The sequence below is a fragment of the Luteibacter sp. RCC_6_2 genome (genome assembly GCF_041360655.1).
GTDB lineage: Bacteria > Pseudomonadota > Gammaproteobacteria > Xanthomonadales > Rhodanobacteraceae > Luteibacter.
The window spans coordinates 115,423-139,369 of sequence record NZ_JBFUPQ010000005.1 but is presented as its reverse complement, the minus strand read 5'-3'; the positions used below and the strand labels follow the sequence as shown (position 1 = coordinate 139,369).

At 65.4% G+C, this 23,947-nt stretch carries 13 protein-coding genes; 12 read left to right on the top strand and 1 reads right to left on the bottom strand.

The window, feature by feature from the left end:
• Nucleotides 1–7: 7 nt before the first annotated feature.
• A complete protein-coding gene (locus AB6730_RS06890; RefSeq protein ID WP_371022920.1) occupies nt 8–367 on the bottom strand; it encodes a hypothetical protein in 360 nt (119 codons plus the stop codon).
• A 189-nt stretch (nt 368–556) separates the two neighbouring features.
• On the opposite strand from AB6730_RS06890, the gene AB6730_RS06885 reads away from it, so the two are divergent.
• The 12 genes from AB6730_RS06885 (at nt 557) to AB6730_RS06830 (ending at nt 23,921) form a co-directional block, all read left to right on the top strand.
• Nucleotides 557–1,267, top strand: coding sequence for an STN domain-containing protein (locus AB6730_RS06885; protein ID WP_371022919.1), 711 nt, complete (start codon nt 557–559; stop codon nt 1,265–1,267).
• A 2-nt stretch (nt 1,268–1,269) separates the two neighbouring features.
• Nucleotides 1,270–1,806, top strand: coding sequence for an RNA polymerase sigma factor (locus tag AB6730_RS06880; RefSeq protein ID WP_371022918.1), 537 nt, complete (start codon nt 1,270–1,272; stop codon nt 1,804–1,806).
• A 5-nt stretch (nt 1,807–1,811) separates the two neighbouring features.
• On the top strand, nt 1,812–2,780 hold the full coding sequence (locus tag AB6730_RS06875) for a FecR domain-containing protein (RefSeq protein ID WP_371023067.1): 969 nt from the start codon (nt 1,812–1,814) through the stop codon (nt 2,778–2,780).
• Between the two features lie 140 nt (nt 2,781–2,920).
• Nucleotides 2,921–4,531, top strand: coding sequence for a ShlB/FhaC/HecB family hemolysin secretion/activation protein (locus AB6730_RS06870; protein ID WP_371022917.1), 1,611 nt, complete (start codon nt 2,921–2,923; stop codon nt 4,529–4,531).
• Nucleotides 4,532–4,568: 37 nt separating this feature from the next.
• On the top strand, nt 4,569–6,344 hold the full coding sequence (locus AB6730_RS06865) for a DUF2341 domain-containing protein (RefSeq protein ID WP_371022916.1): 1,776 nt from the start codon (nt 4,569–4,571) through the stop codon (nt 6,342–6,344).
• Nucleotides 6,345–6,354: 10 nt separating this feature from the next.
• Nucleotides 6,355–6,762 carry an ExbD/TolR family protein gene (locus AB6730_RS06860; protein WP_371022915.1) on the top strand — a complete coding sequence of 136 codons (408 nt, stop codon included), beginning with the start codon at nt 6,355–6,357 and terminating at the stop codon, nt 6,760–6,762.
• Between the two features lie 4 nt (nt 6,763–6,766).
• Entirely contained in the window at nt 6,767–7,450 is a 684-nt protein-coding gene (locus AB6730_RS06855; protein ID WP_371022914.1) for an energy transducer TonB, read from the top strand.
• A gap of 29 nt (nt 7,451–7,479) precedes the next feature.
• A complete protein-coding gene (locus AB6730_RS06850; RefSeq protein WP_371022913.1) occupies nt 7,480–9,186 on the top strand; it encodes a putative porin in 1,707 nt (568 codons plus the stop codon).
• A 9-nt stretch (nt 9,187–9,195) separates the two neighbouring features.
• Nucleotides 9,196–9,819 (top strand): hypothetical protein, encoded by a 624-nt coding sequence (locus tag AB6730_RS06845; protein ID WP_371022912.1) that lies wholly within the window; start codon nt 9,196–9,198, stop codon nt 9,817–9,819.
• Nucleotides 9,820–9,840: 21 nt separating this feature from the next.
• The gene (locus tag AB6730_RS06840) at nt 9,841–10,317 is read left to right on the top strand and encodes a hypothetical protein (protein ID WP_371022911.1); all 477 of its coding nucleotides are present in this window, start codon (nt 9,841–9,843) and stop codon (nt 10,315–10,317) included.
• A complete protein-coding gene (locus tag AB6730_RS06835) occupies nt 10,314–22,373 on the top strand; it encodes a filamentous haemagglutinin family protein (protein WP_371022910.1) in 12,060 nt (4,019 codons plus the stop codon). Before AB6730_RS06840 ends, AB6730_RS06835 begins: the two co-directional genes overlap by 4 nt.
• Nucleotides 22,374–22,640: 267 nt before the next feature.
• Complete coding sequence (locus AB6730_RS06830; protein WP_371022909.1) at nt 22,641–23,921, top strand: substrate-binding domain-containing protein; 1,281 nt, start codon at nt 22,641–22,643, stop codon at nt 23,919–23,921.
• Nucleotides 23,922–23,947 lie beyond the last annotated feature (26 nt).

Below are 23,947 nucleotides of genomic sequence, written 5' to 3'. Positions count from 1 at the left end.
GGCCCGGCTAACGTGCCGGGCCGACCAGCGGCGCGGGATAGGTGAGCTTCGGCCGGTATGGCTGCACCGACACGCCCAGGTTCGGTCCCATGCGATGTTGCAGGCCGGCGGCGTTGTAGAGGCCCAGCGTGTTGGTGGGCCGTCGGTCCACCCCGGCATCGATGACGGGTGTGCTTGCCGGCACGGTGTCCGCCGCCATCAGGCGGTTCAGGCAGGCATAGGAAAGTCCCGTCGACGCCGTGGCGGCAGGCTCCACGCAGCCGGCGTTCGCCGCGGCGTGCACGCCCGGCAGGTCCACGACCGATTGCGCCATCGCGCAAGTCGCCGCGACGGCGAGGCCCATGGCGAGTACTTGCCGAATACGCATGATAATTCCCTCCGTCTGGCCGTCCGCACCAGATAGCACGTAACCGGTTGCACCGGTAGGCGAATCGGACGGTGTCACGCGACGGTCATTAATCCTGTCACTGAAATAGCGTCGTTGTGTCATTTGGCGCGCCTAGCCTTCACCCGAAGACGAGTTCCCGTCCCGTCCGCTCATGCGTGAGGAATGACCGTGACACGCAGCGTCCTCGCGCTTGTCGCGTGCATGGCCCTGCTTGCGTCGCCATGGTCGGCGTCGCAGGTGCGCACCAACGCGGGACAGCCACAGGGGTCGGAAGGAACGCATGCGCCCACGCGGTTCGACATCGACGCTCAAGCGCTCGCCACCGCGTTACGCGCTTTCAGCGAGACCACGGGTATCGCCGTGCTGTTCGACGACGGCCTCGTCGCGGGCAAGCAATCGCAGGGTCTCCACGGCATGGCCGCGCCGCGCGACGCGTTGCGTATCCTGCTCGTGGGCACGGAACTCGGGGCGCACTTTTCCTCGATGAACGCCTTCACCGTCACCGCATCCAGCCAAGTGCCGACCGACGACGGTGTCGCACCACGTTTCGATGCCGCCCCCGTTGGCGACATGCTCGACGAACGCGCCGCACGTGCCGTGCAAGTGTCGGTGGAGCGCGCCCTGTGTGAACACGAGGACACGCGGCCCGGCGGGTTCCGGCTGGCCGTGCAGGTGTGGATCGGCAATGACGGTAGCGTGACCGACGTGGCGGCCTTGGCCGCTTCCGACGATCCGCGACGTGACGACCGGGTGCTCGCCACCCTTCGTTCATTGCGCCTGCCGGCGGATGTCCATCGATCCAGCCCCGTGACGGTCTTGCTGACACCCTCGGTGCGCGTCGACGACGCGTGCCGGTCCCATCGTTCGAGGGAGGGCTGAGCATGGAGACCTCGCTGCTAGGGCTGTTCCTCGACAACTACGAGGACTTCCGCCGCCGTCTGCGCCGCCGCCTGCGCTCCGACGACCTGGTCGACGACGTGCTCCAGGAAACCTACCTGCGCGTGGAGCGGCTCGATCCCAACGTGGAGCGCGCGACGCATCCCACCGGTTACCTGTTCCGCATGGCGCTGAACATGGCCGCCGATCACCACCGTTCCTCCAGCCGCCTGCTGACGGGCGAGGAGGTCGACGAGCTGATACACGGCGTGGACGATTCACTCGACCCACCGACCGTGCTCGCCTCGCGGCAGGACCTCGCCGCCCTCGGCGAGGCGCTGGACATGCTCACACGCCGCCAGCGCGAGATCCTCATCGCGGCACGGGTCGACGAGCAGCCGCAGGCGGACATCGCGGCCCGCCATGGCATCTCGGTGCGCATGGTGGGCAAGGAATTGAAGAAGGCACTTGAGACCTGTGCCACAAAAGTGGGACGCAAGTCCGTTCAACGGTTCGGTCCGGGCGCCGGAGATCCGTCTTGAGCGATATGGGAACGACCAGCATCCATGAAAGCGAGCGCCAGGCCCGGGCCTGGCTCGTCCACCTGACGTCCGGAACGGCCACGCGTGAAGACGGCGAGGCGTTCAGGCGCTGGTGCCTCGCGAACGAGCAGCATGCGGCCGCCTTCGCCCGCACGCGGCGCATGTGGGAAGACCTGGGGCCCGCCATCGCGCAACGTGCGGAGCGCATGGATCGAGGCCAGCCACCGGCGCCTCGCCATGGCGTGCGCATGAGCCGCCGGATGTTCCTCGCCACGGCGGTCAGCGCATCGGTCGCCGCCGTGCTGATCGGGCGCTACGGCACGGACCTCATGCCCGGCGCGGCGGATGGCTCGCGGCTGCGCACGGCGGTCGGCGAGCAGCGCAGCGTCGAGATAGTGCAGGGCGTCACGGTGGAAATGAACACGGCAACCGATATCGGGCTGCGCGGCAGTGGCAAGGCCGTCACGGGCATGCGCCTGCGCAGTGGCGAGGCCGTGGTCCGCGTCGACGCTTCGCGCACGTCGCCTTTCATCGTCGAGCTGGCGGATGCGACGCTGACCTCCGCGCCGGGCACGTCGTTCGCCGTGCGCTGCATCGACCGCGAAGCGGCGGTGACGTGCCTCGACGGGCATGCGGTGCTCACGCTGGGCGCGGCGAGGACCGAAGTGAAGCCGGCCCAGCAAGTGGCCTTCGACGAGCGCGGCCTCGCACCCGCCGTCGCCGTGAATCCGGACACCGCGCTGGCCTGGCGCCAGCGCGTGCTGATCTACGACAACCAGCCATTGGCCGATGTCGTCGCGGACATCAATCGCTATCGTCCTGGCCGCATCGTCATCACCGACCATGCGCTCGGCGAGCGGCGCGTGCATGCGCGCTTCACGCTCGACCAGATGGCCGACGTGGCCACGCTCATCCAGGACGCCTACGGCGCGCATGCGACGCACCTTCCCGGCGGTTGGGTGTTGCTGAGCTGAGCACGTTCACGGGCCGGCATCGCCGGCTCATGAATTTTTCGTGACAGCGGTTCAGTGCCACGACAGCCCACGCGTCTTGTGGGCAAACGGGAACATCAGGGGAAAGTCCGCGTGGCTACACGAGCAGTACGGGTGAACGCATGATGCGTATCGCGAGCCCTTGGCGCGCCAATGCGTTCGCACTGGCCATCTCGCTGGGATTGGCGATGGACGCGGGCGCCCAGGATGCGCCCACCTCGTTCGACGTCAACGAATACGTCGTCGACGGCAACACCACGCTACAGCCGTTGGACATCGAGACGGCGGTCTATCCGTTCCTGGGCCCCGGCAAGTCGATGAACGACGTCGGCGCCGCGCGGGATGCCTTGCAGAAGGCTTACCAGGCCCACGGTTACCAGTCGGTCGTGGTCGACCTCCCGCCCCAGCAGGTGAAGGGCGGCGTGATTCGCTTCCAGGTGACCGAGAACGCGATCGGCCGCGTGCGTGTCGAAGGCGCGACCTATCGTTCGCCCAAGGACATCCGCGACGCCGTGCCTGCCTTGCGCGAGGGCGAGGTGCCGAACTTCACCCAGGCCCAGCAGCAGCTCACCGACGTCAACCGTCGCGGCGGAAGCCAGGTGGTGCCCGTGCTCACGCCCGGCAAGCTGCCGCAGACGATGGACGTGACCCTCAAGGTCACCGACAGCTCGCCGTGGCACGCCAGCCTTGAGGTGAACAACGACCACAGCGTCAACACGCCGGAGCTGCGTACCGTCGCCAGCGTGCGTGACGACAACCTGTTCCAGGAAGGGCACGCCGCGTCGCTGACCTATATCGTCGCGCCGCAGGACCGCAACGCGGCCGAGGTATGGGCCGGCTCCTATCTGGTTCCGCTCGGTGGCGACTGGAGCGTGCTGGCCTCGGGCTACAAGTCCAACAGCAATGCCAATGCCGTCGGTGGCACGACCGTGCTGGGCAAGGGCAACGCGGTGGGCTTCAGTTTCATTCGCACGTTGCCGACGCACGGCGAATACTCGCAGTCGCTGTCGATGGGCCTCACCCGCAAGCACTTCGACCAGAACATCAGCCTCGCAGGCCAGACCTCGAAGGCACCGATCACGTACATCCCGCTCAACGTCACGTACCAGGGCCAGTCGATCGGCGAGACCTCGATCAGCACCGTCGCGATCGGCGGCACCCTCGGTTTCCGCGCCGGTGGCAGCAACGCGGCGGAGTTCGACAACCAGCGCTACAAGGCGCGGGCCAATTTCTTCTACATGAAGTTCGACGGTGGGCACACGCGGAATTTCGCCAACGGTTTCGCGCTTGCCGGCCGTCTCGGCATGCAGCTGTCGAATTCGTCGCTGATATCCAGCGAGCAGTACGCGGCGGGTGGGCAGAGCAGCGTACGCGGTTACCTGGAAGCTGAGCAGACCGCCGACCACGGCGTCACCGGTTCCGTCGAACTGCGCACGCCGTCGATCGCCGCGCACCTCGGCGCATGGGTGAACGACTGGCGCTTCCACGCCTTCGTCGATGCGGCGCACCTCGTGCTGATGAACGCGCTGCCCAGTCTCGTCGACCCTGCCAACCCGGCGGCCGGCAGCACGCGTGTGACCAGCTACGACCTTTCCAGCGCCGGCCTCGGCACACGCTTCCAGATATTCAACATCGCCACCGGTGCGTTCGAGATCGCCTATCCGTTCAAGGACGGGCAGGCGACCCGCGCGCACGACACTCGCATCCATTTCTCACTCAAAGCGGATCTCTGACCGGCAGGTCGGACCACAGACATCCAGGGGTATCACCGTGACTCGACTCTTGTTCCTGACCTGCTTGCTCCTTCTCGGCTGGGTGCCGGCCGCTTACGCCGATGCGTCCTGGTGGAACCAGGACTTCGCCTTCCGCAAGGCGATCACCATCGACACGACCGCCAAGGGCGGCAACGTGACGACCACTGCCGGCCGTACGCCGCTGCTGGTGCGCCTGCACTCGGGTAACTTCACTTTCGACGGTGTGTCCGAGACCGGCGCCGACGTGCGTTTCATCGCGGCCGACGACAAGACCCCGCTGAACTACCAGGTCGAGAGTTTCGATCCGGTGCTGGGCGTGGCCCTGGTCTGGGTGGACGTGCCGCAGCTCGGCGCGGACAGCCAGCAACAGATCTGGATGTACTACGGCAATCCGAAGGCCCAGGGCGCCGAGAAGGCCGGCGCGGTGTTCGACGCCGATTACGCCGCCGTCTACCACTTCGAGGATGCCGCGGGTACGCCGCCGCAGGATGCCACCGCCTACGCGAACAATGCCGTGGGCAACGACATCCTCACCGCCGACGGCATCATCGGCAAGGCCGCGCGTTTCGACGGTTCGAAGGTCGTCACCCTGCCGGGCAGTGTCTCGATGAACGTTGCCGAGGGCGGCAGCTTCACGTTCAGCGCCTGGATCAAGCCCGATGCACAGGCCGCTGGCCGCAGCCTGATCTATGCACGCCGCCAGGGCGAGCAGAAGCTGCTGGTCGGGCTCGACAATGGCGTGCCCTTCGTCCAGGTGAACGACGCCACGAGTGCCGCGGGCGAAGTGCTCAAGACCGCCGCGTGGACGCATGTCGCCGTGACCGCCACGGGCAACGACGTCGAGCTGTACGTGGACGGCAAGCCTTACGCGAAGCTGGAAACGAAGCTCCCCGCGATGACCAGCCAGGCAACCCTCGGCGGTGACACCGCGGGCCAGGCGGAGTCCTTCGTGCCGTTCGCCGGACTGATGGATGAAGTGCGCCTCTCGCGGATCGCCCGTCCCGCCGTCGCCATCGCGGTCGATGCGCAGACCCAGGGTGCCGAGTCGAAGTTGCTCGCTTACGGCGCCGACGAGAAGCAGTCGGGCGTGGGCTTCGGCTACTTCGGCATCATCGTGAAATCGGTGACCGCCGATGCCTGGGTGGTGATCGGCATCCTGCTCGTCATGGCGGCGATCTCCTGGGTGGTGATGTGGCAGCGTGCGGCTTACGTCAACAAGGTGACCCGCGCCAACGAGGATTTCCTCGACGCCTTCCGCCAGCAGGGCCGTAACATCCTCGCGCTGTCGCGCGATGCCACCGCATCGCGGTTGCAGGATGCCTCGCTCTATCGCCTTTACAAGGTGGGTGCCGCCGAAGTGTGGAACCGTCGCGACGAGGACGGCCATGACCACATCGCGTCGGAATCCATCGAGGCGATTCGCGCCACCATGGATTCGGTGCTGGTCCGCGAGAACCAGGCGCTGTCGCGGTCGATGGTGCTGCTCACCATCGCGATCTCCGGCGGCCCCTTCCTCGGCCTGCTCGGCACCGTGGTCGGTGTGATGATCACGTTCGCGGCGATCGCCGCGGCGGGCGACGTCAACGTCAACGCTATCGCACCCGGCATCGCCGCGGCGCTGCTCGCGACGGTGGCCGGCCTGTTCGTCGCGATCCCGGCACTGTTCGGCTACAACTACCTGCTGATCCGCAACAAGAACGTCACCGCGAACATGCAGGTGTTCGTGGACGAGTTCGTGACGCGCCTCGCCGAGCAGCAGCGCGTCAACCAACCGGCGGCCGTCGCGGCCTGAGGATCGGATCATGCGCGCGCAAGACGACGACAAGCCGTATGACGACATCAACATCACGCCGATGCTCGACCTGGCGTACGTGTTGCTCGTCATCTTCATCATCATGACCACCGCGTCGGTACAGGGCATCAAGGTGAACCTGCCCAAGGCCAGCGCGGCGGTGAGCATGGCCAAGCCACAGACCAAGGCCATCACCATTTCAGACACGGGCCAGATCTTCCTCGACGCCTACCCGGTGACGATCGACGAACTGGAACAGCGCCTGCGTTCGCTGAAGGCGATCACGCCGGATTTCCCGGTGGTGGTGAAGGGCGATGCCACGGTCCAGTACCAGAAGGTGATGGACATCCTCGACCTGCTGCGTCGCGTGGACCTGCCGCAGGTCGGCCTGGTCACCGGCAAGTCGCCGAAGGGATGAGCGCGTGACCTCGTCCCCATCAAATCGTCGCCAACGCCGCCGCTGGATCGGTCCCGCGGTCGGCGTGGTGGCCATCCTTCTGCTCGGCGCGCTGGTCTGGCATTTCGCCTCCAGCAGCGTCGGCGTGCGGCGCGAGGCGCCGCGCATCGCCACGATCACGCCCTTGCCCCCGCCGCCACCGCCGCCGAAGGAAAAGCCGCCGGAACCGAAGAAGGTCGAGGACGAGATGAAGCCCGTCGACGACAAGCCGCAGGACCAGCCGGAGAAACCGGTGGATGCGCCCAAGCCGAGCGACGACGTCGCGAAGAACGTGACGATCAATGGCGATGCCCAGGCCGGCACCGACGCCTTCAACATCGGTGCGGGCGACGGCGGCGGCATGGTCGGCTCCGGTGGCGGCACCGGTACGGGCACCGGCAGCTACGACCAGTACCTGGGCTACGCGATCCAGCAGGCGGTGCAGCGCGACGAGCGGGTCAACCGCCTCGTCTTCGACGTGCGCGCCGATATCTGGCTCGACGCCGGCGGGCGCCTCACCCGCGCTGAACTGGTCGGTTCCAGCGGCAACACGAAAACGGACGAGGCCTTGCTCGACGCCTTGCGCGCGATGCCGCGCATCGACGTGGCGCCGCCGTCGTCCCTGCATTTCCCCTTGCGCGTGGCCATTCGCGGGAAGCGTCCCGCATGAGCACCGTCAATACCACCCGGAGAGTTCGCATGATCATCGGAAAGGCCCGCCACCGCCCCGCGCGCGCCATCTTGGCCGCCGCCATCGGCCTGGCGATCTTCGCAGGCTCGGCGCATGCGCAGAGCGCGCCCTCGGACAACGCCACGATCAACCTCGTCCGCCTGCTGGTGAAGCGTGGCGTGCTGACGCAGTCGGACGCGGACGGCCTCATCGCCCAGGCGAACGCGGAAGCCGCGCAAGCGCAGAAGTTGGCGGGAACGGCCAATGCCGCGCCGGCCACGCCGGGGCAGGTGCGCGTCACCTATGTGCCGGAAGTGGTGCGCAACCAGATCAAGGACGAGCTGCGCCAGGAAGTGGTCGCGCAGGCGAAGACGGAGCATTGGGCCGAGCCGGGCAAGCTGCCGGAATGGCTCGACCGGATCAGCTGGTCCGGCGATATGCGCGTGCGCGACGAGTTCCATTACTACGACAAGGGCAACGCCTATCCGGTGGTGGACTTCGCACAACTGAACCGTACCGGTCCTTACGACCTCAATGGCGCCAACCCGCCGCCGCTGCTCAACACCCGGGAGAACCGTACCAACTCGCTGCGCATTCGCGCACGGCTGGGCGTGAACGTGGACCTGGGTAACGACGTGACCGCGGGCATCCGCATCGGGACGGGCAACGACAACAATCCGGTGTCCACCACGCAGACCCTTGGCGGTGGCCTCGCCAAGAAGGACTTGTGGCTCGACCAGGCGTGGCTGGCGTGGAAGCCGACCGACTGGGCGCAGGTGATCGGCGGGCGCATGCCCAACCCGTTCATGAGCACCGACCTGGTCTATTCCAACGACCTGAACTTCGACGGCATCGTCGGCAAGTTCAATGTCCCGGTGACCGACGAGATCGGCGCCTTCGCCAATGTCGGCATGTTCCCGATCGAATACCAGGCCGACGACTTCCCCTCGCAGCAGGGCATCAAGAACGCGAGCCGCGACAAGTGGATGACGGGTGCGCAACTGGGCGGCACGTGGCGATTCAACGAGGATACGCAGTGGAAGCTGGCGCTGGCCTACTACCGCTTCGACCACATGCGCGGCGAATTGTCGTCGCCATGTTCGATCTACCTCGGCGTGAACTTCTGCGACACCGACGCCACGCGCTCGGCCTTCATGCAGAAGGGCAACTCCCTGTTCCTGATCCGCGACATCGTGCCGGACCCGAACTCGCCCAGCAGCTATGCACAGCCGCAGTTCGTGGGCCTGGTTTACGACTATCACGTGGCCGACGTGAACACGCAGCTGGACATGAAGGTGGCCGACACGCCGCTGCGTCTCGAGGCCGACTACATCCGCAACATGGCCTATCACCGCGCGGACGCGTTCCGCTCCGACGTGGGCCTGAATCGCCTGGTCAACAATTTCGGCGCGGGCGACTTCAGTGAGAACACCTACAAGAGCGGTCCGGTCGGCTGGATGGTTCGGGCCACGCTCGGCGACGTGAACCCGCACGCGGCCGGCGAATGGAACGTGGCCCTGGCCTATAAGTACCTGCAGCCGGACGCCACCCTCGACGGCCTCACCGATACGGACTTCCACCTCGGTGGCACCAATGCCAAGGGCTTCATCCTCGGCGGCAGTTATGGCATCTCGCCGTACGCCTGGCTGAGCGCGCGTTACTTCAACGCGAAGGAAGTCTTCGGGCCGCCACTGTCGATCGACGTCTTCCAGCTCGAAATGAATGCCCGGTTCTAAGGAGGCGACATGAAACGCACCCTCATCGCCATCGCATTATTCGCCGTGCTTCCGCAGGCGATCGCACAGACCGCCAGCCTCGAAAGCCGCATGCGCGACCAGTTGCGCGAGACGCGCACGCAATTGCAGGAGCTCCAGGCACAGCAGTCGCAGTGGGCCGCGGAGAAGGCCGCGCTGGAGAAGGAACGCGACGACGCGAAGAAGGAAGCCGAGACGGCACGCGCGGCGAAAGCATCGTCGGCTGTTTCGCCGGAAGCCAGCCGTACGCTGGCTGCGGAGCGTCAGCGTCGCGAGGCTGCGGAGGCCAGCCTGCAACGTGGCAAGGCAGACATGGATTCGTCCGCGGTCGCGCTGCGCACGGCGGAAGCCGAGCGCGCGCGGCTTGCCAAGGAACTCGATGCGACGAAGGGCCAGGTGGATGCCTGCACCGCGCGCAACGTACAGATGTACCGCGTGGGCCAGGAAGTGATCGCTGCCTACGAGAACATCGACATGGGCGACATCGTCGGTTCACGCCAGCCGTTCGCCGCGAAGTCACGGGTGAAGCTGGAAGCGGCGGCACAGTCGTTCGGCGACCGGCTCTACGAGCAGCGTTTCGATCCCCGTGCCGGCCAGGCATCGGCGGCGCAATGACACCGCATCGCGAGGCAGTCCATGTATCCCGATCATGAGCTTTCGCCGCTGCCCGAATACCGCGCGCCACGGCCGCGGCCGTCACGTGCCCGCGCGGAAGTGGATGCGCGGACCTGTGGCATGAGCTGCATGCACGCGCTGGCCGAAATGCTGCGGCAGCTGTACGCGGCCCGACAGGGCAGGGCGGCGGACGTGCTGATGGATCGTTGCTCTCGCGAGGCGCTGGAAAAACTGCTGCGTGAATCTTCCGCCTTCCTCGGATCGCGCGTGCGTTACGCGGTGGAAGACCGGCTGCGTCACCGCAAGCCGCAACTGGACGACACCGCGCTGCCGACGATCCGCGCGATCGCCAGCGTGCTCAACGCGTGGTTGCACGACGGACGCCGCCTGGCGATCCGGTCGGTGCTGCGCGAACTCAGTGACGAGGAGCTGAAAGAGCTCGCCGCACTGCCTGAACTCAATGATGAAGTGGCGACGATGACCGGTGATTTCTCATGATCGTTCGTACGAAGACTCCCAGCGACACCCGTCACCCGAACCCGGTCAAGCCACGCCCGGCCTTGCGCCGGCGGGCGATGTGCCAGTTCATCGCCTTGGCCTTGTTCGGTGGCGCCGCGCATGCGGCGACACCGCCCGCGTTCAGCCCCGGGTGGTTCGCCACCAAGCAGCCGGGTGCCACGCAGCCGGCCGCGCCTTCGCAGGGCGGTGGCGCGGCGGGTAACGGGAGCAACGTCTTCACGCCCGGCAACGTGATGTTGCAGCAACGCGTGCAGCAGTCGATCGCGAACCTCGACGCCGCCGCGCAGGCGGTGGCCGCGCAGATGAGCGCGCAGAAGAGCGCCCAGGCCGCGGCCCAGGCGCTGGCCTCGAACATCCCCGACGGCCTGGGCAAGGGTGGCCTGCAGGTCGACAGCCACGCCGGCACGGACCCCACGCTGTGGCAGAACGCCAACGCGCCGACGCAGTCCGTCGCGAGCGGCCAGACCACGGTGCAGATCAAGCAGAACGCCCCCAAGGCCATCATGACCTGGGAGACGTTCAACGTCGGCCGCCATACGACGGTGCATTTCGACCAGACGGGCGGTACGCGGACGGATGGCAGCAACCAGTGGATCGCGCTGAACCGCGTCAACGACCCGTCGGGGAAGCCGAGCGAGATTCTCGGGCAGATCAAGGCGGAGGGCACGGTTTACCTGCTCAACCGCAATGGCATGATCTTCGGCGGCGGTGCGCAGGTGGATACGCATTCGTTGATCGCCAGTTCGTTGGATTTGTTCAGTACCGATGTCAAGAAAAGCAATGCGTTCTTTTTGAAGAGTGGCATTGGCGCTACGCAGGATAACGAGAACATCCTCGGTCTCGATGGAGGAATCGCGGGTTTCCTGGTGAGTGGGGCAGTGGACGGCCACAACGAAGACCACCGTGGTGGGATTGCGGTCGAGGCGGGCGCGTCTGTCAGTGCGACGAAAGACGGCTTCGTTATCCTCGCCGCCACGGGCATCCAGCAGGATGGCCGGATAACGGCGGACGATGGGCAGGTGATCCTCGCCGCGGCGCCGGCGCTTGTCGCGACGTCGAACTCGACGGGGGCGCTTGCCGTGGGAGCTAGTGGCGCGTCTTTCGCGCCGCTGTTCGATCCCCATATGGAAGTGGTCAATACAGGCCTCGTCCAGGCCCGGCGAGGGAGCATCCAGTGGATCGGCGATGCGATGGAGCAGACGGGTGTGGTGGTGAGTTCCACCAGCCTCAGCCATCCGGGAAGTATTTCCTTCAACCGCGTGACCGGAGCCGCGAAACCCATCGTCTTTAGTGGTCGATCGGTCACCACGGTCCTCCCCGAAAAAGATGGAGAAACCACGACGTCATCGCCATCGGCGGACGCGGCCTTCGTGACCAGCCGGGTGGATGTCGGGCTCGATGCCGTCATGCAGAGTGGCGCCTTGATGGAAGTGCCGGCAGGGCACGTGACGTTCTCGCGCGACGCCTATATCGACGACGGTGCGACCATCGACGTCTCGGGACTTGCCAACGTCACCCTGCCGATGTCCGCGCTGCTGGTGACCATTCCGCGTATCGGCCTGAACGAACTGGCCAACTCGCCGCTGCTTCGGAACAGCTTTCTCTATACGGCGAAGAACGTGGCGGTCGACACGTCGCGCAGCGGCACGCGCCCGGACGGCCTGGATTGGGTGGGAAGTCCGGTACTGAACGTGGCCGGTTACGTCAGCAATGTGCCGCGTGACATCCAGCAGCTGATGATCAATGCGGGCACCATCGGCTTCCAGAACAATGCCGTCATTCGCACGGGCGCACAGCTTCGGCTGGAAGGCGGCTTCATCAACTACCTGCCTGGCTACGTCCAGACGCCGCGGCTGCAAGGTGCCAACGGGCTCATTTACGACATCGCCGCCGCCGATCCCGACGTGCAGTACGCGGGGTTCGCGGGTGTCTACGACAGCGAGCACGCCCGTTGGGGCGTGACCGAGTCCTTCGTGTCCAGCCCGTTACTGGCGAACATGAAGCGCTGGGACCCAGGCTTCATCAAGGGAGGAGACGCGGGCACGCTCTCCTTTGGACTGAGCGCGGATGACGGACGCGCTTACCAGTTCATCATCGATGGCGATGTCAGCGCGCACGCGTACGCCGGGCGTGAGCAGGTCGCCGCTGGCATCGAACCGCTGGCGGGTACGCTCGACATCCGGCCGCGCGACCTCGCCTCGGTGGGCGACAGCGTCAACATCGGTCAGTCGGTGTCAGTCAATTACCTCATCGAAGACCGGAGGCAGCCGATCCAGACCTTCGTTCCCGACTTCGACGAAAACAGCGCGCTTCCTGCACGCGACGGTGATTCCACCGATCCGGACAACCCGTCCTATTGGCTCCGACTTTCGACCGCGATGATCGACAACGCGGGCTTCCGCCGTCTGAAGCTGAGTACGCCGGGTGCGGTGCTGTTGAAGGAAGGTTCCACCTTGCATCTCGCCGATGGTGGTGAGGTCGATATCGCCGGTACGAGCGTCGATATACAGGGAGCCATCGTCACCCACGGTGGCAGCATCACCCTGGGGTCGCGCGGGCAGGCGGGAATCAAGGCGGATAACCTTCCCACCTTCATCGCCGTGGAAAGTGGCGGGCGGCTGGACACTAGCGGACTCTGGGTGAACGATACGGGTCGCCCTGCCGATGGAATCGAGGGCCGGGCGTTCATCGACGGCGGCTCGGTGACGTTGTCTGGCTGGAAGGGCGGAGAGCCATCCACGGATGTCACTCCGGACATCACGATGGAACGCGGCAGCGTCATCGACGTCTCGGGCGGTGGGTATGTCGGTGTCGACGGTCGCCTTGCCATGGACGGTGACCTGCCTGCCGGACGGGGCGGTGACGTCACGGTGGCGACGCATACCGATGACGGCATGAACAAGTACGGCATCACGGGGGCGCCCGCCGATCTGTTGGGCGGCACTATCTCGCTCGACGGAACCCTCGTTGGCGGCGGATTCTCCGGCGGCGGGACGCTCACTTTGCACGCGCCTCGAATCCAGGTGGGCGGCACACCGGAAGAGAACGGCGGAGCGTGGACGTTGTATCTCGACCCGGCGTTCTTCCGTGGACAGGGTTTCTCGGGTTACAACCTCGTTGCCGACACGGATGTCATCGTCGCGCCAGGTACTTCTTTGGACGTGCGACCCACCTTCATGGTGGCCGACCGATCCGCGCTTCTCGCCCTTGGTAGCCGGACATCCCTGCTGCGATCAGGAGGCGACGGGGCGGTCGGCATCGGTGACGTCGGTGCTTACGACAACTATCTGCACCGGCAGGACGGCGATGGCATTTCGCTTCAGGCCGGCCTCTACCAGCTGTGGCAGGCCCCGGCCGCCGGTAGCGACAGGAAGTACGCGGCCTACACCGGCTCCGTCATCATCGGAGAGGGCGCACGAGTCGACGTCGGTGCCGGCGATACCATCGCACTAAGCGGCGTCGGCAAGGTGGTCGTCGACGGTACGCTGGCTGCCAGGGGTGGCGACATTCTGCTGCACAATCTGGGCAACGGCGCGCACGTGCTTTCGGAAGGACGTGGCGTGTGGCTCGGCGCCGATAGCGTCATCGACGCGAGTGGTATATCGCTGCTGGACCCAGCCGCGCCAGCCTTGCCCAGGCAGGGCGCCACGCCGGCCGAGCAGCGAACCGGCGTCGTGCTTGGCGGCGGCGACATCGAAGTCCAGTCGGACGCCTATGTTGTCGCGGAGCGCGGTGCGGCCGTTGATTTTTCGGGCGCCAGCGATAACTTCGACCTGCCCTCCGATGGACGGCGCGATGGCGTGGTGTCGACGGTATACCAGGCGACGCCGGTGTGGAGCGACGGTGGATCGTTCAACCTCGAAGCGGCGCGGGGTCTTTTCTTCGACGCTTCGATCGACGGACACGGCGGTGGGGACGCGGCCCGAGGCGGCCGGTTCAGTTTCGCGGCGCGCTACCCGGCGGAGTTCGCACCGGGACAGAACGTCCCTCTGTTCATTCAACAAAGCGGCTGGTTCGCTCCCGTCGACGCCGATCCATTGGCCGTGAAGGATCCAGGCGCGCCAGATGGCGGCAACCTGCGCTTCGCCATCGACAGGCTCGAAGGTGCTGGGCTCGACGATGTGCTGATCGGCCGTTCGTTCGTCGACCACGACGCGACGGTGAAGCCGGCGAGCGTGGTTTTCGCGGGCGATGTCACCCTTCAGACAGCTCGTAGCATCCAAGTGCAGGCAAGCACGTTGACGAGCGCCGGGGTGGATGTCCGGGTCGTACCTTCCGCCGCCACGGCCATCGGCGACGGCGGCGACGTGATCCTCTCGGCGCCGTACGTGTCGCTTCTCGGTGCAGAGACTATCGACAGGCCGAGCGCGGCCACCGGCGATGGACAACTGACCGTCAATGCGGACTTCATCGATATCGGCGGGCGTATCTCACTCTCCGGAATCGGGAACGCGTCGTTCAACTCCGGCGGCGACGTTCGTTTCATCAATCCGCTCTCGGGTACCGGAACGGGCTGGCTCTACAGCACCGGCGACATGGACTTCACCGGCACGCGTGTCTATCCCGCCACCGATTACCATTTCCTCGTCGATGCGACCAACTCGTCCGCGAAGACGACCATCACATTCCATCAGGCATCACAGCGCGATGGCACGACGCCGCTTTCCGCCGGCGGCGTACTTGCGGTGGGAGCCGACACCATCGAACAGCAGGGGACGCTGTGGGTTCCCTCCGGATCGCTGGCGTTGGGCACGGACGATCCCGCTGCGACGCTTGCCGCGCTCGGACTCGACGCTTCGATTCCGCTCGGCGTGACCGGGCAGGTCCACCTCGCCCCGGGCAGCGTGACGTCCGTATCGCTCGACGGCGCCGTCGTGCCGTATGGCAGCACCGTCGATGGCAAGGACTGGCATTACGACGTTCCGAACGCGCTCGCGGCCCGATTGCTCACCGCGCCGCCAGAGAAGTCCATCTCCATCGCCGGCGACAATGTGGCGGTCGACGGCGGAGCGCGTGTGGACCTGTCGGGCGGCGGTCATGTGCAGGCCAGTGAATGGGTGCCGGGTACCGGTGGTTCGCGGGACGTGCTTTCGCAGTACCAGACGGATTTCAGCCAGTCCACGCAGGGCACCCAGGTTCCGCTGTACAGCGATGGCCGTGCCGTCTACGCCATCGTTCCCGGTTATCACGCGCCCTTGTCGGCGCGCGACCTCGCGCTCGAGAATGGAACGGGCGCGGGTCCGGCCGTGGGGCAGGGCGTCTATCTTTCCGGCGTGCCCGGCCTGCCGGACGGCGTCTACACCTTGCTCCCGGCCCGTTATGCGACCTTGCCCGGCGCGTTTCGCGTCGTGCAGAACACGGGCGTCACCGATCCCGTCATCGGGCGCGCGGCGACGGCACCCGACGGCACCGTGGTCGCGTCGGGCTATTTCACCGATACGCTCACCGGGGCGCATGACGCACGTTCGAGCAGCTTCCAGGTGCAGTCTGCGAAGGTCTGGGGCCAGTACTCGGAATACTCACTGACGTCGGCCGACACCTTCTTCGCCGACGCCGCCACACGTGCGGGCGATGTCGCGCCGCAACTCGGCGCGGATGCGGGGCGCCTGACACTGGCGGCGACATCGTCTCTGACCCTGGGGGCCACGCTGGACGCGGCACCCGCGACGGGCGGTCGCGGTTCCCAGGTGGACATCGCAGGGGATGCCATTCAGGTCGTCGGCGGCGCAGGTGTTGCCCGCGACGGCTATCTGCATGTCGATGCCGACGACTTGTCCCAACTGGGAGCGGGTAGCCTGCTGATCGGCGGCAAGCGCAGCCGTGAGGCCGATGGCGACCGGGTGTCCGTCATCGCGAGCGATGTGCTTCTTTCCAACGACGCGGCGCATGCATTGCAGGGTTCGGAGGTCATTCTCACCGCGACGGACAACGTGACGCTCGATGCGGGAAGTTCACTTCGGGCCAATGCATCGACGGGCGCGCCGTCTCCCGTGCTCCTGATCGGCAATCTGGCGGCCAGCGGTTCCACGGCGACGAGCGGCGATGGCGCCCTGGTGCGCGTGTCCGGAACGGATGCCGCCCCGATCGTCCGGCGCAATGTCACCGGGGTCGATGGTGCGGCGGGTGCGCCGGGTGGCAACCTGACGATAGGCGATGGCGCGTCGCTGGTATCGGGACAGTCGATCAGCATGGATGCGACCGGTCTCACATCGATCGCGGACGATGCGTCCCTGAGTGCGCCGTCCATCGACGTGACGGCCGGGCGTATCGCGCTTTCGGGTCGTGACCCATCCACGCAGGACCAGGCAGGCCGTCTCCTCATCGGCCCGCATATCCTCGCGCAGCTCGCCGGTACCGAGATGACGGTGCTGCGCGGCCGGTCGGGCATCGACCTCGTCGGCGATGTCGCTCTCAGTGTTTCGCATGCTTTGACCCTGAGTACGCCGGAAATCGTCAGTGACGGTGGACAGGCCGTCCTCGGTGCCGACAGCATCGTGCTGGAAAACGATACGGGCGTGATTCCAGGAACCGTCGGGGCGGGCGGTGGCCATCTGCGCATCGACGCAGGCGATCTTCATACGGGTAACGGCGACCTCGCACTCGGTGGATTGGCCGATATCGACGTTCATGCCAGCCGTGGCATGTTCGCCTCGGGCACGGGCACCCTGAACCTGGGTGCGGCTGATTTCGCAGCCGCCACTCCATTGGTGTCGGTGGACAACGGCGTCGACGCGCATTGGATCGGCCAGGGGGTATTCCAGCTGACGGGACCCGCCCAGGGTGACGTTGGCGGCGCCGATGCGGCCGCAGGCAGGCTGGACATCGAAGCGGCCGCGATCGACGTGGGCACGCGTGTGGCGGCACGCGGCGGTAAGCTCAGCCTCCACGCCACCACGGGCGATATTCATGTGAATGACGGAGGGGTCATCGACCTTTCCGGCCTGTCGTTGCCATTCAACGACACGACGGTGAACGTACCGGGCGGGTCGCTCGCGGTCCGTGCGGATCAGGGCGATATCCGGGTGGGCACGGGTGCGAATATCGACCTGCGCGGCGGCACCAAGGGCGGCAACGGAGGCCGGCTCGACCTTCGCGCGGAGTCCGGGATGGTCGATCTCTCGGGTGGCCTGCAGGGTGGCGCCGCGTCCGGTTACCTGGGTGCCACGTTGTCCATCGATTCCGCCGGTGCGTTCGACCTGGGCGCGCTGGCCGGCGCGATGGCCGCCGGTGCAGTGGATGGCGGCGTATCGGTGCACACGCGTGAGGGCGATCTCGCGCTCGCTGCGGGACAGACGCTCCGTGCCCACCTCGTCGACCTTACGGCCGACGGGGGTAGTATCGGCATCGGTGGAACCATCGATGCATCGGGTACGTTCGGCGGGTCCGTCGATCTCTTCGGCGCACGTGGCGTGGATATCGACGGTGTCCTCGACACGCATGCCTCGGCGCAAGGGCGCCATGGTGGCGATATTCAGATCGGTACATCCGGTACCGGTAACGGAACGCTGAATGGCCAATATGGTTATCAAAACGTCGACGTGGCCAATGCCGGCCATATCCGAATCGGTGCCGGTGCGCGTATCGAGCAAGGTGGCGATACGGCGAACGGCCGTCTCTATCTGCGAGCACCTCTCCTGTCCAACGGCGACACGCCAGTAGATATCGCAGCAGGTGCAAGTTTCGCCCACACGCGCGATACGACGCTGGAGGTCTATGCCACCTGGGATGAGCACGATGCGGTAGTCGATCCCACGAAGCACTTCGATGGCCTGGTCGACCCGTCGGGCTGGTTCCGTCTCGATCCGGCTACCGGAAAGGCGGTACTGGTGGACGGCGTCTTTACGGATAGTAATGGCGGCGCGGTAGCGGGTCCCGATCCGTCCGACTTCACACAGGTCATGGATTTCCTCTCGCGTTATACCTTCACGCCCGCCGCCATCGATACGGATCACGCCACCTTCTACGGCTACGCCGGCGGTGACGAAGCGCAGGGCGCGGGTACCCTCATGGGGTTCGTCCAGTCTCCTGGCTTTACCTTCGAACCGCGTCTCTCCGCTGCGCCCGGATTGCATGTCAGGCCAGGCATCGAATTGCGCGCTGGTGACGACAACGGAAGTGCAGGAACCATCGACGTGCTCACGCCGTGGAACCTGGGTGCGGGCAAGCGCGATGCCAATGGCAACCTCGACCTCGTCTATCGTTACCAGGGACAGGCGCCAGTTCTGAGCCTGCGTGCCGCGGGCGATGTGAATGTTTATGCCAGTGTCACCGATGGGTTCTTCCAGGACGGCAATGCCGGTGGTGGTGCCGGCGCGACGCCTGACAAAGAGGACTGGGCGGCGGCAAGTGCGGCGTGGACGACGGTACTCGACTTGGGTAACGGCATCGATGGAACGCCCAACGCCTTCGACGGAAGCCCCCTGGCCACGCCACCCGTGGAACTTACCTCGGGCGATCCGGAAGCGATTGCTGAGTACTACGGGCAGTACGTGGCATATGCGACCTATCTGTCCTCTGCGATTCCCGGCTTCGATCCGTATCATCCGGCGGACGTCATCCTTACCGGTCTCGGTTACGGCATCCTCGTGCCGGTGGCGAATCCACCCGCGCCACCAGCACTACCCGCTAACATGAACAGTTACGTGGGCTACTTGGCTGCGTACAAGGCGTACCTCCCGCAAGCGATCACCGCTTCGGATTATCTCGGCTCGCTAGGCGTACCCGAAAATTTCCAAGGGCTGGTTGCTCCGCCGACGACGCTGGATCCGATCAATACGAGCGCACCGGTAGACAACAGCCCTTCGCCTCATGCCGTAGGCACCAACCCACTGCCCTTGCTCAGTGCGAGTCTTACCGGTGGATCGAGCAGCTCGTATCGCTTCGTCGCGGGCGCCGACTTCGGTTCGTCGGATCCGCTGGCAACGATGGGGGGTGCTGCCGCGAACCTGCATCTCGGCGGCCACACCGAGTACCACGATCCGATCACCGGCCGGGTACTCGCCGCACCCACGCTGGTCCGCACAGGTACCGGCGATATCGACATCGTCGCGGCGGGCGATGTTCGCTGGGACGACGCGAAGGCCCCAGCCGCCGTTTACACGGCGGGCGAGGCTGCCGACGGCACACAGACCGACACCGGTGCGTCCCTTCTCCGGCCTTCACTCGATGGCAACCTCATCGATTCCGCGACACCCGAGCTCGTGCTTTCCGGCGCGGTCAATCCAGTCAACGCGGGTCGTATCGGTCTACGCGCGGGCGGTGACATCGTCGGTTTACAGGATACGGTCGACGTCGACGGATCGCTAACAGGAACCGTGGGTGCGTCCACCGCACAGTATTGGTGGCCGTGGATGCAGACGACGAACTCCGAGACACGATCGTCGATCAACTTCGGTGCGTTCGACCAAGGAGTCATGAGTGCGGGCGGTAATGTCGATGTCTCGGCCGGCGGTGACATCCGCCAGCTCTCGGTGTCTTTGCCCACCACCTGGACGATCACAACAGCCGGTGACGGTAGCCGTTCGTTGCAAACCCACGGTGGCGGCGACCTTGCCGTTCACGCGGGCGGCGACATCCTCAGCGGCAGCTATTTCGTCGCCAAGGGGCAGGGCAGCATCCAGGCCGATGGCCGCATCGGTACCGACTTTTCAGTGAACTACACGGCGCCGGATGGCAGCCGCAGCACGATGCCCGTATCCACGCTCATCGCCTTGCAGGACAGTCAATTGGACGTGCAGGCAGGCGGCTCGGTCAGCCTGGGTGGGATATTCAATCCTTCCTGGCTCGACTCATCTGCGGTGAACGAACTGGCGCCGGCGCACCATGCGGACGGCCAGTCGTATTCAGGTTCGTCCAGGATCGACGTCAGTGCCTATGGCGGCGACCTCACCTATGGGGATCTCACGGCACCCTTGCAGTTGATGGCGGCCGGCATAAGTAGCCTCAACAGCTCGACAGCAGATACGGCTGGCGATGTCCTTCCGGCGACGGTAAATCTGGTCGCAGCGAATGGCAGCCTCGATCTCAAGGCATCGGGTGAGCTTTTCCCTTCCATGGATGGCAATCTCGGTCTCCTCGCAAAGGATTCGATACGTGTGGACCTTCCCGCTACGGGACTCGGATGGCGTTACTCGTGGGGCCTCATCGACGCTCCTCTGTCGTCCATGGCATCGCCGCTGAACCTGGCGCCTCTGGTGGACGCAAGCACATCGACGGCAGCGCAGGCGCGGGCGAATGGATATCTTGGCGTCGAGTTGTTGGGCTCGCCGGAAACCCAGAGCTACATCCATGCCGCGCAACCCTGGCACGCCGACGACACACAGCCGGTTCGGATGTATGCATTGGAGGGCGACATCGTCAATGGCGTCGGCGGCGGTCTTGGCGGCGTCCTCCTCTCAACCTCGAAAACAACGCGTATCCACGCGGGGCGTGACATCGTCGATCTGGCGTATCTCGGCCAACAACTCAGGGGATCCGATATTTCGACGATCGAGGCCGGCCGCGATATTTACGATAGCCCGCTCACGGCCGCACCCGGCATCAACTATTCACCTGCGGCGGTCGTGCCTTCGCTTGTCCAGGCGGGGCCGGGTTACTTGTACGTGGAAGCTGGACGCGATCTTGGCCGGCTCGCATCACAAACCGAGTATTACGGCTTGCCGACCTTTGTGCAGAATCAGTACAAGAAGATACCGGTACCGTCATCGAACACCATAACGACTGGCATCGACAGCGTCGGAAGCGTTTTCAACGGCAGCCTCCCAGGCGCGGGATCGTCGATCATCGTTTCTTATGGCGTGGCCAACGGCATGGATCAGGCCGGATTCATCGCTCGCTATATCGATCCGGCGGTGTCGAAACCCGTGGGTCTGGACGACGGGTCGAAGTCCCTGGTTTCCTTCGTGGAAAACTACAACGCAGTTCTTCCGACCTCTGGTGGCTACACCGTGGACCAGGCATGGCAGCGATTCCAGCAGTTGCCGGAAGAGGCGAAGGCCATCTTCGTCCAGCAGACACTCTTCCGTGTGCTTACGCAGGTCGGCAAGGACTATGGCGACGATGGAAGCTCGTTCGCCGGCATGTATTCGCGTGGCTACGACGCGCTCAATACCTTGTTCCCAGCCTCGCTGGGCTATACGGCCAATGGTACGGAAGGTGGAACGAACGGTGCGTCGAAGACGATTTCAACCGGTGACCTCGATATCCGTGGAAGCACGATTCAGACACAACGCGGTGGAGACATCTCGATCGTGGCCCCGGGTGGGCAGGCTCTGCTCGGAAGCGCATCGGCGCCGCCAGTCGTGGTGGACCCGAACGGCAAGGTACTGGCCGGCCCGAATACACAAGGCATCCTGACCCTGCAGCAAGGCGACATCTCGATCTTCACCGATCGCAGCACGCTCCTTGCGCAAAGCCGCATCTTCACCGAGCAGGGTGGCGACGTGGTGATGTGGAGTTCGAACGGCGACATCAATGCGGGCAAGGGCGCCAAGACCAATAGCGAGATTCCGCCGGTCCGTTACCTCTGCACGGTGGATGCGTGGTGCCTGCAGGACCCGTCGGGACAGGTGGCCGGTGCCGGTATCGCGACGTTGCAGACCGTCCCGGACGCGCCCGAAGGTTCGGTCTACCTGATGGCGCCACGCGGCACGGTGGATGCCGGTGATGCGGGTATCCGCGTATCGGGCAATCTCGTGATCGCCGCGGCACACGTGGCCAATGCCGATAACGTGCAGGTGAAGGGCGATTCGGTCGGGTTGCCCGTCGTGCAGAGTGTCAACGTCGGCGCGCTGAACGCGGCCAGTTCGGCGGCCAGTGCCGCGACGAAGGCCGCCGAGGACGTGGCACGTCAGCAACAAGCCGAATCGCGCGACCGCCTCCCATCGATCATTTCCGTGCAGGTGATCGGTGCGAACAGCGGGGCAAGCGTGTCGCCTGTCGGTGGTAATGGTTACGACCCCGACAGTCCCGTGCAGGTCGTGCGTAAAGGTGCCGGAGATGGCCTCACCGATGGCGAGCGAAGCCGCTTGCGATAACGAACATGCGCGTGGGGCGACAGTTGTCACCCACGCGCCTTTATCGCTGTCATTGTCATCTCACTTGTCATTATCCAAACGTTGAAGAAGACGTTAACGCTGTCATCGTGTTGGCATGTATCGCGACATCGCCACGTCATTACAGGGACAACTCCCCACCCAATAATCGATATGCCTCCACATGGAGGTTCATCGACTAGGGGTAATACCATGTTCAAGCGTAATGCTAAGGGGAACACCCGCACCAAGCTTGTTACGGGCGCCGTCATGCTGGTCCTCGGCCTTTCGGCCGCTGGCACGGCGATGAGCACGGACACCTTCGGCGGCGGCGCGACATTGCCGGCCGGTGGTTACGTCGGCTTCAATTTCCTCAATCCCGCTGTTAAGCAGTCGGCCAACACCGCGTTCCCGACCTCGGGCGCCGCCGCTGTCAGCAGCACCTCGCTGTTCGGTGCCTGGGCCGCGCGTACTGGCAATAAGGTGTCGTACTGCCAGACCGGTAGCGGTAACGGCAAGAAGATCTTCGACAACTCCGACGGCACGAACCACCTCACGGCCATCGGTGCGTGCGACGGTACGACCATCGGTTTCGGCGCGCCTTCCAGCATCCTCGTGAATCCGCACTTCGCGGGTAGCGATGCTCCGATGTCCGCCACCGAGTACAACTGGTTCGACGTCACGGGTGGCAAGAAGACGCAGTATGGCGAGCCGGTGCAGTTCCCGGCGGTGGCTGGCTCGATCGCGGTGATCTATCGCAAGGACAGCCTGTCGACCCCGCTGAACCTCACCTCCGCGCAGGTCTGCGGCGTGTTCAACGGTTCGATCACGCAGTGGTCGGCGCTGACGGGCAATGCGAGCGACACGACGACGATCAAGGTCGCGTTCCGTTCCGACGGCAGCGGCACCAGCTTCTCGCTGGCCAACCACATGGCCGCCGCCTGCGCCGGCACGGCCTCGCAGCACTTCATCGTCGACCAGTCGTTCGCCACGGCGATCAGCCAGTACAAGCCGACCATCCCGTCGGGTTGGGTGGGCGCCAGCGGCAACCCGGCCGTCGTCGCTGCTGTCGAGAGTGCCGATGGCACGATCGGCTACGCCGAATCAGCCAACCTCAAGGCGGCCGCTTCCACCGTGCCGCACGTCAAGTACGCCACGGTCGGCGGCAAGGACCCGTATGCCGACTTCCCGGCTTCGCTGGCCGTCCTGGTCAGCTCGGATCGCGTCCTCAGCGGCGTGAACGCCACCACCGGCCGCCCGGTGACGGCTGCGCTTACCCCGTTCGGCCAGACCGGTTGCATGCTCCTGGTCGACCCGGCCGGCTACGCCAACATCACCTCGCGCTACCCGATCATGGCCGTGTCGTACCTGATCGCCAACAACAAGGGCAACACCTCGACCGACGTCGGCGCCGTGCGCGGCCTCATCGGTTCGGCGTATGCCGACCACACCACGGACGGCGTGACCACCATCGGCGCGAACACGGGCTACTCGTTCCTGTCGTCGACCGCGCTGACCCAGGCCAAGGTCGATTCCTGCGTCAACATCTGATCAGTCACTGGCGGTTTTTCAAGGAT

Bases quoted from the DNA above. Each gene is read 5' to 3' on its own strand.
- AB6730_RS06890 (WP_371022920.1), bottom strand. From the start codon at position 367: ATGCGTATTCGGCAAGTACTCGCCATGGGCCTCGCCGTCGCGGCGACT.
- AB6730_RS06880 (WP_371022918.1), top strand. From the start codon at position 1,270: ATGGAGACCTCGCTGCTAGGGCTGTTCCTCGACAACTACGAGGACTTC.
- AB6730_RS06875 (WP_371023067.1), top strand. From the start codon at position 1,812: ATGGGAACGACCAGCATCCATGAAAGCGAGCGCCAGGCCCGGGCCTGG.
- AB6730_RS06870 (WP_371022917.1), top strand. From the start codon at position 2,921: ATGATGCGTATCGCGAGCCCTTGGCGCGCCAATGCGTTCGCACTGGCC.
- AB6730_RS06860 (WP_371022915.1), top strand. From the start codon at position 6,355: ATGCGCGCGCAAGACGACGACAAGCCGTATGACGACATCAACATCACG.
- AB6730_RS06850 (WP_371022913.1), top strand. From the start codon at position 7,480: ATGATCATCGGAAAGGCCCGCCACCGCCCCGCGCGCGCCATCTTGGCC.
- AB6730_RS06845 (WP_371022912.1), top strand. From the start codon at position 9,196: ATGAAACGCACCCTCATCGCCATCGCATTATTCGCCGTGCTTCCGCAG.
- AB6730_RS06840 (WP_371022911.1), top strand. From the start codon at position 9,841: ATGTATCCCGATCATGAGCTTTCGCCGCTGCCCGAATACCGCGCGCCA.
- AB6730_RS06835 (WP_371022910.1), top strand. From the start codon at position 10,314: ATGATCGTTCGTACGAAGACTCCCAGCGACACCCGTCACCCGAACCCG.
- AB6730_RS06830 (WP_371022909.1), top strand. From the start codon at position 22,641: ATGCTGGTCCTCGGCCTTTCGGCCGCTGGCACGGCGATGAGCACGGAC.